The following is an 8,580-nucleotide window of genomic DNA, read 5'->3' as shown; positions in this document are numbered from 1 at the left end:
GGTCTCTCGGGCGGTAGCGCCGGTTATTTTAGGAGGGGAAACGATCGGGGCCATTAATGTTTTTCGGGACATCACCGAAGAAAAAGCGCTGGATCAGGCTAAAAGCGATTTTCTTTCTTTGGCATCGCACCAGCTGCGCACCCCGCTTTCGGCGTCAAAATGGATTTTGGAAACAATGTCGTCGCAAACCCAAGGCCTAAGCGATAAGCAAAAAAGGTATCTGCGCGATTTGGCTATTTCCAACGAACGATTGATCGGCTTGGTGAACGGCCTCCTGGACGTGGCGCGGATCGAGGCGGGCAGGCTGTCTATTTATAAAAAATCAGTTGACATTTTGGCGCTGTTGCAAGACGCCATCAGATCATGCCGGCCCAGCTTGGAAAAGAAAGGCCAAAAAATCAATTTAATCATACCGGCCAAAATCAAGCGGCTGGTTATTGATCCGCTGCTTTTTTCCGTGGCGCTTAACAATATTTTAAATAACGCCTGCAATTTTGCGCCGAAAAACGGCAAGATCGATATTCTGATCAAAGCGAGCAAGGGAAAATATGTTATTAGCATCCGCAATTACGGACCGGTGATCCCGAAATCCGAACAGCCCAAAGTCTTTTCCAAATTTTATCGGGGCCGAAACTCGCAAGTCGGCAGCGGCTTGGGATTGTTCATCACTAAAGCGGCGGTTGAGGCCAATGGCGGAAAAATTTGGTTTGAATCGGCCGCCGGAATAGGAACAACTTTTTATTTTACCATCCCCAAATAATTTTTTAATATAAATAATTAAACATAATTACATGAACGAACCGAGAAAAAAAATTTTAATCGCCGAAGACGACTTAATGCTCCTCAATATCGTGACGGAAAAATTAGTTGAAGAAGGTTTTAAGGTCATCCAAGCTAAGGACGGGGAAGAAGCTTTGCACAAAGCTTTAACGCAAGATCCCGACCTTATTTTATTGGATGTTTTGATGCCGAAAATGGACGGCGTAACCATGCTGAAAAAATTACGCGAGGAAAAAAAATTCGTCGCCACGCCGGTCATTCTTCTGACTAATGTCGCTTATGGTCCGCAAATCGAAGAGGCGATCAAGCATGGCGTCCAGGATTTTATGGTCAAAACTAATTGGAAGCTTGATGACGTGGTGGCCAAGATCAAACAAAAATTGGCCATAAACGGCTTTGGTCCGGACGATCGCTTACGTTAAATTTCAGCTGAAAGCCAAATAAGATAGAGCAAGCGACAAAAAGCATAAAAATATTTGAGTCGGCCAGAAATTAAAAATCCCGGACAAATCGTCCGCGTTCCGCTCCGCTGTTTTTATGCTTTTTTGTTTAACACTATTATTCTTGACTTTCGCCCTTTTTTAAGTTATTCTTTGAATATAAGAAAAATAATCATTTATAATTTTTTCCGCCCAGGGCGGATCCGCCTTTGGCGGAAACTTTTTACTTAATTTTATGCCAGTACCGCCAAAAAGAAGACCAAAAAGTTCGGTAAGAGCGAGAGCTTCTCACTTTGCTTTAAAAAAGACCAAGTTAAATACTTGCTCAAAATGCGGACAAGCAGTTGAACCGCATCGCGCCTGTTCAGTTTGCGGAACCTATAAGGGCCGCGAAGCCGTCAAAGTGAAAGTCAAATCCAAAAAGACTAAGGGAAAATAATCCCCTTGGTTTTTTTGTTTTTTGGAATTAAAAAAATTTATGGAACAAAATACAAATAGCGTTGATGTTTCCAAAATGCCAACGCCAGAAAATACAAAGAAAAAGGAAAAAATGTATTTCATAGTCGGATTCCTTGTTCCAATAATTGCTGGATTATTGGTTTTATTAAAGTCACCAATTGTCGGTCTTTGGGAGGGTTTGTCAGAGTTAAGTTTTTTCGTTGCAGTCACTTTTCTTTTTATAAGAAAATATCGACAAATCGGCAAAAAGTATTTGTTTGGGTTTCTCTGTAGCGCAATTTTAGGATTTATTGCGACAATTGTAATCGTTGCGATGAAAAAATAATTTTTAATTTTGCATTTTTTCAGCCAAAGGCTGATCACCCTCTGGGTGAAATTTATATCAATATGTCCAACCGCCACTTGGCTCGAACGATGGCCATGCAGACTCTGTTCACCTGGGATTTTAACGGCCGGAAAAAGGACGTGAGTTTTTCTGATTTGATCAAAAACAATTTTGAAAATTTCGCGCCAGGTTTTGACGACCACGGTTTTGTCACCGAAACCGTCAAAGGCGTGATGGATAATATTGATAAGATCGACGGACTGATAACTAAATACGCGACCGATTGGCCGCTCGAGCAGATCACGATCGTTGATCGGAATATTTTGCGCATCGGTGCTTATGAATTATTGTGCCGCGAAGACATACCTCCTAAAGTGGCAATTAACGAAGCGATCGAGATCGCCAAAGCTTTCGGCGGCGAATCCTCCGGCAAATTCGTCAACGGCGTCCTGGGCGCGATGTTCAAGAACGAATTGACCGAGGAACAAAAAATCCGCGGCGAAAAACCCGCCGAAAAACCGACAGAAGAAACTATTTCTGCCGAGGAACACCCTTCAAAATAAATTTATGCGCCAAGACATGTTTGCTGGTATACTAGGTCCCGGAATAGAATTTTTAGCGTTTATTTTTTTGATTATTATCATCTTGATTCTTGCCGCCATTGCTGAGGCCGTAAATTTTATCATCTACTATTTTAAACGCACCAAAGATACCAAATTTAATTATTTATCAAATGAATTCGGCTACACCGCTTTTATCTTGGCCGCTTTGACTATCTGCGGTATTCTCTTCTTCGGAGAGGTTACGTGGACCATACTCATGGTTCTGATAAGAATAATAATATATCCTTTTCAATTATTTGCTTTATTATATAAAAACATCACTTCACCTTATTAGGGGCATTGAAGCATATAATAAAAATTGGCCTCGTCAAAAATTGGCCTCGTCAGAATCTCCCGTTAGGGGATTCTGACGTTAATACGCCAAGGCGGCAGAATCCTCCGCCAGCCGGCGGAGAGATTCTGCCGGAGCCAATTCAGGTTAAATAATATTATATGGAGAAGATACCAATGGAACCAGCGGAACTTGAAAAAGGATTTGGGGAGCATATTATGTCAGGTGGTTCGGCGCGCCTTGATGATGAAGAAAAACAGATGCAAGAGCTGCTCAGAGAAGAATACAAAAAGCAAGGAAGAAACTGGGTGAGTGAAGCGAAGGCTTGGCGGGAAAAAAATCCGCGAACGACCCTCGGCGATGCAATTCGCGCCCTTTATGCAGAATTGGAAGAATAAAACGAGCAATGAGCCGGCTGAGCCGGCACCAGTTTTAGCCGATGATAAAAATTTACCGCAACAATAATTTTCAATTTTTAAAATTAATTAATCTTGCCTGCTTGTTAAATCGCCATATTGCGACGCGCAATTTTGCAATTTAATAATCTGGCAAACATGCCACTATGAGCGATCTCTCGTTACTGGAAGGACGGCTGGGAACCGACTTCAAGAACAAGGACCTTTTGCAGCAAGCGCTGGTCCATCGTTCCTATCTTAATGAACATTCGGATTTTTATCTCGACCACAACGAGCGTTTGGAATTTTTGGGCGACGCGGTCTTGGAATTGATCGTCACGGAATTCCTTTATCTTAAATATCCCAAGAAGCAGGAAGGGGAATTGACCAATTGGCGCGCCAGCTTAGTTAACGCCAAGATGCTCGCGACCATCGCCGAGGAACTGGCGATCGAAGACAACCTGCTTTTATCCCGCGGTGAAGCTAAAGATGCGAATTCCAAAGCGCGGCAATTCATTTTGGCTGACGCGGTCGAAGCTTTGATCGGCGCGATCTATCTGGATCAGGGGACAGAGAAGGCCAAAGAATTCATTACCAATAAGATCGTCACTAAGCTTGATTATATCTTGAAGAACGAATTGTATTTTGATCCTAAATCAAAGTTTCAGGAAATTTCCCAGGAAAAATTCGGCATCACTCCGCATTATCGCGTCTTAAAAGAGGAAGGCCCGGATCATGCCAAGATTTTCGATATTGGCTTATACGTTTCCGAAGAACTCATCGCTACCGGCCACGGTTCGTCCAAACAAGAAGCGGAGGTGGAAGCAGCGAAGGCCGGACTGGAGGTAAAAGGATGGTAAGATGAAATTGGAAATTTGAAATTGGAAATTGGGCTAAAAATTTCAAATTTCTAATTTCAAATTTCCGTTATTCATTGAACAAACCTTTTTAAATAAAAAATAAAATTTATTTTTTAAACAAATGAACATAAAAGACCTTTTTCAAATCGCCATCGACAAAAAAGCTTCCGACTTGCATTTGAACGTCGGCTTGCTGCCGGTTTTAAGGATCGACGGCAATTTGGTGCCGCTTAATAAGTTTTCCCAGTTGATCAAGAAAGAAATGCAGGAAATGGTTTTTTCGCTTCTCACCGAAAGGCAAAAACAGATGTTTGAAGAGAACCGCGATTTGGATTTCAGTTATGCTGTTAATGACACTCGTTTTCGCGTCAACATTCATTTTGAAAAGGAAAATGTGGGTTTGGCGGCGAGAATCATCAATAAAGAATCGCCGACGATGGAAAGCGTGGGTATGCCGGAAATCGTCAGGGAGATGGTTGATAAGAATCGCGGGCTGATTTTAGTGACCGGTCCGACCGGTTGCGGCAAGTCCACGACGCTGGCGGCGATAATTTCTTACATTAACGATAACTTTAGCCGCAAAATAATCACGCTCGAGGATCCGATCGAATTTTTATTCAAGCCCAATAAAAGTTTGATCATCCAGCGCCAGTTAGGGAGCGATATCCCGTCTTTTGAATCCGGCCTGAAACACGCTTTGCGCCAGGATCCGAACGTGATCATGGTCGGCGAAATGCGCGATCTGGAAACTATCGCCGCGACTATCACCTTGGCGGAAACCGGCCATTTGGTTCTGGCCACTTTGCATACTTATAACGCCGCGCAATCGATCGATCGCATCATCGATGTTTTCCCTCCGGATCAGCAAGGGCAAGTCAGGACTCAGCTCTCCATGACTTTGGAAATGGTGATCTCCCAGCGCCTCTTGCCGCGAGTCGGCGGCGGACGAATCGCCACCCGGGAGATAATGGTGAGAAATGCCGCCGTGGGCAACTTGATCCGCGAAAATAAGATCGCCCAGATCCAGAGCGTGATCGAATCAGGGCAAGAGTCGGGAATGATTTCAGCCGAACGCGACCTGCGCAATCTTATGAAAGCTGGTCTGATCAGCGAGGAAATCGCCCACACGCAGCTGAAAAGTTTGGGCGCGCTGTAGTTAAAATATTATCGGATTTTTTAAGCGGGCTTTCAAGTCCGCTTTTTTGCGCCCCTCTTTACAGATTACTAAATTAATATTACAGTGTTAAGTCGCACTTTTTAAAATTGGCCTAAAAACAGAAAACAGGAAGGGGGATAAAGATGGACGTTAAAAAATTAAAAAAAACCGTGGCCGTATTTGGTCCCAGCCGATGCGTAGCTGGTGATTGGAGGTATGACGAGGCCTATCGCCTTGGCGAGTTGCTGGCTGAAAAAGATTATGTGGTTATGAGCGGCGGTCGTCCCGTTGGCGTGATGGGCGCGGTATTGTTCGGCTGTCAAACTCGGGGCGGGGAAACTTTCGGCATCGGGTTCAGCGGGGAAGAACAAAGCTTGGTAAAGGATTTGAGCCGGATAAAATTCGCTCCCAATTTGCCGCAGCGCTTAAGCGACCTGATGGCCGCTGACGCTTTCATTTCTTTTTCGCCGCAAGGTGCGAGCGGGACAGCAGTCGAGCTCCTACTGGCCAACGAAGTCCAGCGGATGGAACTGTTGCAAAGAAATGACGAAAAATTATTGCGGCCGGTCGTACTGATTGTCAAAGGGAATGATCCTGTTCTGCGCCAGCTGGATTTTTTAATTCCGTCCAAAGACAACTTCATTCATCCGGCAACACGCGCCGAGGAAGCTGTGGATTATTTGGACGGGTTCTTCAATCCCAAAAAATAGCGTTTTTTCTATGAATTGAACCAAACAGGGGTAAAATTACTCCTGTTTTTATTTTGGCTAAATTTAAGCAAAATTTTGCCACTAAAATCAATAATTCACCGCGATCAGTTTTCTCTTGACATATATTTTTAATAATGTATAATTTAAAACATCGCAAAACTAACGAAAACTCTATGATAAATCGCTTATTAACTTCTCTTATTTCAAGCAGTTAACAAATGACTTGCCCGCAAGTTTTGCTGACCGCTTGAAGGCGGTTTTTTTGAACACTAAAATATAATCCGAACCTACGAAATATCCGAATACTTACGAACAGCAATGCAACGAACATTTTTTTGACGATATTAGAATTTTGAAAATAATTTTTTAAAATTGTTTTCAGAAATACTGATAGGGTCTCGAGTCGGATATTCTTTCGAGTATAAATTTTTTAGATTTCGAGCAAATTTTGCAAAAAATTTTTTGGGTGATGTGATTCATCGGCGAAAAAATTTTTTGGCGAAATTTGCCGAAAGATAAAGATTTAGACCGAAAAGATATCCGACTCGAGACCCGTATGTAAAGAACTTTGACAACTGAATACTTAGATAATTTTTGTCCTGCGAGTTCGCGGGGCAAAGAGGTAAAGAAAAAATATAAGAAGAGGTCTAAATAAAGTCCAAATATTGTTAATGAACTAAATCACTTTTTAGTTTAGTTAATATAAATTAGAAGAAGTAAAAATGAGCAAACACATCCTCCAGCGTCCGTCGCCAAGAGCCATATTTGTTCTAAATCTCAAATTTCGGTAAATTTTTTCAAAAATTTTTTCAACGATATAGTCATATCGCTTCAAAGATTTTTGAAAAAATTTCCTCAAAATTTGAAATCTAGAAACAAAAGAGCCCTTAGCGACGGACACTTGGAAATAAGGATGTGGGAAAATCTCATTAAGGGTGTATGGTGGATGCCTTGACATAAAAAGACGATGAAGGACGTAGCAGCCTGCGATAAGCTTCGGGGAGATGGCAAGCAATCTTTGATCCGAGGATTTCCGAATGGGGAAACCTATCCTGTTGAAGACAGGATGTCCAGCCCTAGTTTTTGGAAAAAAATTAATTTTTTTCCAAAAACTAGGGCTGGGAGATTACCCGGTGAACTGAAACATCTTAGTAGCCGGAGGAAAAGAAATTAATAAAAAATCCAGCTCCAGTTTTGAGCGAAATAATTTTATTTTTTAAAAACTTGATAAAGATCATCAAGCTTTTAATTAGAAAATAATTTTTTTCAAAACTGGGGCTGGATGATTCCCCGAGTAGTGGCGAGCGAAAGGGGACCAGTCTAAATCTCGCGAACTGAATAATCCTGTGCCTTCGGGTATGGGATTAGGAAGGATCCAAGTCCACATGTTCGCGGGTAGTTGCAAGAATAGTATCTTTTGTCCCTTGGGATGGACGAAGCGGGATGCGGTAATGTGTAGCAGAAGCTAGCTGGAAAGCTAGGCCAAAGAGGGTGATAGCCCCGTACGCGACACGCATTATTGAACCGTCTTTATTATTCTTAAGTAGCGCGGGACTCGTGAAATCCCGCGTGAATCCGGGTCGACTATGATCCAAGACTAAATACTTTTTATGATCGATAGTGAACTAGTACCGTGAGGGAAAGGTGAAAAGCATCCCGGTGAGGGAGTTGAAATAGTACCTGAAACCATATACTTATAAGGAGTCGGAGCCCCTCACCATTTTTCGTGAATATTTTAAAAAGCATTTTTTTAAACTAATATTTAGTTTGAAAAACTTTTTAGATGTTTCGTAAAAAATGGTGAGGGGTGACGGCGTGCCTATTGAAGAATGAGCCAACGAGTTTATTGTGCGCGGCTTGCCTAATCCAGCCCCAGTTTCATAATCAAGTAAAACATCTGAAGTTAATAAAAAATTAATCTCGGGATAAAATATTTTCTTGTTTAATTGTAAAACTGGGGCTGGAGGAGGCGTAGTGAAAGCGAGGGTTAATAGCCCGTTTGTCGCGCGTATAAGACCCGAAGCCTGGTGATCTAACCACAGGCAGGCTGAAGTTCGTCGAAAGACGGATGGAGGGCCGAACCCACTAGCCGTGCAACACTAGGGGATGACTTGTGGTTAGGGATGAAATTTCAATCGAACTAGGCAATAGCTGGTTCTCCTCGAAATAGCTTTAGGGCTAGCCTCGAGTGTTTATGATTGGGGGTAGAGCACTGAATGAGGGTAAGTCGCAAGATATTACTCTTAACCAAACTCCGAATACCAATCAAGGGCCTACCGTTAAGCAATTTTTTCGTAGCGAAATTCAAAAATTTCGAGCGAAAATCATGAAGCGCGAGAAGGCGTATTGAATAAATACGTCGACGAGCGCTGAATGATTTGCAGCCGAAATTTTTGGATTGCAGCAGAAAAAGATTGCTTAATGGTAGGCCTAAAACTCGGGAGTCAGACCATGGGGGCTAAGCTTCATCGGTCAAAAGGGAAACAGCCCAAATCGTAATCTAAGGTCCCTAAATATATGCTAAGTGTAAAAGGTGGTGTCGTGACTGCGACAACTAGGAG

The 8,580-nt window shown here is 42.6% G+C and carries 10 protein-coding genes and 1 rRNA gene; all 11 read left to right on the top strand.

Annotated elements, in window-relative coordinates; all coding sequences use genetic code 11:
* Positions 1 to 760 (top strand): HAMP domain-containing sensor histidine kinase (locus PHE24_06865; GenBank protein MDD4902820.1); only part of this gene is annotated, 760 nt, incomplete at its 5' end.
* A gap of 31 nt (positions 761 to 791) precedes the next feature.
* Positions 792 to 1,202 carry a response regulator gene (locus PHE24_06860; protein MDD4902819.1) on the top strand — a complete coding sequence of 137 codons (411 nt, stop codon included), beginning with the start codon at positions 792 to 794 and terminating at the stop codon, positions 1,200 to 1,202.
* 253 nt (positions 1,203 to 1,455) lie between these two features.
* Positions 1,456 to 1,659, top strand: a complete 204-nt coding sequence (rpmF, locus tag PHE24_06855; GenBank protein ID MDD4902818.1) for a 50S ribosomal protein L32 — start codon at positions 1,456 to 1,458, stop codon at positions 1,657 to 1,659.
* Positions 1,660 to 1,698: 39 nt separating this feature from the next.
* The gene (locus PHE24_06850) at positions 1,699 to 2,004 is read left to right on the top strand and encodes a hypothetical protein (GenBank protein ID MDD4902817.1); all 306 of its coding nucleotides are present in this window, start codon (positions 1,699 to 1,701) and stop codon (positions 2,002 to 2,004) included.
* Positions 2,005 to 2,066: 62 nt separating this feature from the next.
* Positions 2,067 to 2,567, top strand: a complete 501-nt coding sequence (gene nusB / locus PHE24_06845) for a transcription antitermination factor NusB (protein MDD4902816.1) — start codon at positions 2,067 to 2,069, stop codon at positions 2,565 to 2,567.
* A 4-nt stretch (positions 2,568 to 2,571) separates the two neighbouring features.
* A complete protein-coding gene (locus PHE24_06840) occupies positions 2,572 to 2,901 on the top strand; it encodes a hypothetical protein (protein MDD4902815.1) in 330 nt (109 codons plus the stop codon).
* 158 nt (positions 2,902 to 3,059) lie between these two features.
* Positions 3,060 to 3,296, top strand: a complete 237-nt coding sequence (locus PHE24_06835; protein ID MDD4902814.1) for a hypothetical protein — start codon at positions 3,060 to 3,062, stop codon at positions 3,294 to 3,296.
* A gap of 164 nt (positions 3,297 to 3,460) precedes the next feature.
* Complete coding sequence (rnc, locus tag PHE24_06830) at positions 3,461 to 4,153, top strand: ribonuclease III (protein ID MDD4902813.1); 693 nt, start codon at positions 3,461 to 3,463, stop codon at positions 4,151 to 4,153.
* A 121-nt stretch (positions 4,154 to 4,274) separates the two neighbouring features.
* Complete coding sequence (locus PHE24_06825) at positions 4,275 to 5,309, top strand: type IV pilus twitching motility protein PilT (protein MDD4902812.1); 1,035 nt, start codon at positions 4,275 to 4,277, stop codon at positions 5,307 to 5,309.
* Between the two features lie 143 nt (positions 5,310 to 5,452).
* Complete coding sequence (locus PHE24_06820) at positions 5,453 to 6,019, top strand: hypothetical protein (GenBank protein MDD4902811.1); 567 nt, start codon at positions 5,453 to 5,455, stop codon at positions 6,017 to 6,019.
* A gap of 919 nt (positions 6,020 to 6,938) precedes the next feature.
* A 23S ribosomal RNA gene (locus PHE24_06815) occupies positions 6,939 to 8,580 on the top strand; the annotation flags it as partial.

This window comes from Patescibacteria group bacterium (assembly GCA_028707065.1).
Taxonomy (GTDB): Bacteria; Patescibacteriota; Patescibacteriia; order Patescibacteriales; family WJLG01; genus JAQTUZ01.
This window is presented reverse-complemented; position numbering and strand designations above follow the sequence as displayed.

Excerpts from the sequence above, each read along its gene's own strand:
- PHE24_06860 (MDD4902819.1), top strand. The coding sequence starts at position 792 with ATGAACGAACCGAGAAAAAAAATTTTAATCGCCGAAGACGACTTAATG.
- rpmF (MDD4902818.1), top strand. The coding sequence starts at position 1,456 with ATGCCAGTACCGCCAAAAAGAAGACCAAAAAGTTCGGTAAGAGCGAGA.
- PHE24_06850 (MDD4902817.1), top strand. The coding sequence starts at position 1,699 with ATGGAACAAAATACAAATAGCGTTGATGTTTCCAAAATGCCAACGCCA.
- nusB (MDD4902816.1), top strand. The coding sequence starts at position 2,067 with ATGTCCAACCGCCACTTGGCTCGAACGATGGCCATGCAGACTCTGTTC.
- PHE24_06840 (MDD4902815.1), top strand. The coding sequence starts at position 2,572 with ATGCGCCAAGACATGTTTGCTGGTATACTAGGTCCCGGAATAGAATTT.
- PHE24_06835 (MDD4902814.1), top strand. The coding sequence starts at position 3,060 with ATGGAGAAGATACCAATGGAACCAGCGGAACTTGAAAAAGGATTTGGG.
- rnc (MDD4902813.1), top strand. The coding sequence starts at position 3,461 with ATGAGCGATCTCTCGTTACTGGAAGGACGGCTGGGAACCGACTTCAAG.
- PHE24_06825 (MDD4902812.1), top strand. The coding sequence starts at position 4,275 with ATGAACATAAAAGACCTTTTTCAAATCGCCATCGACAAAAAAGCTTCC.
- PHE24_06820 (MDD4902811.1), top strand. The coding sequence starts at position 5,453 with ATGGACGTTAAAAAATTAAAAAAAACCGTGGCCGTATTTGGTCCCAGC.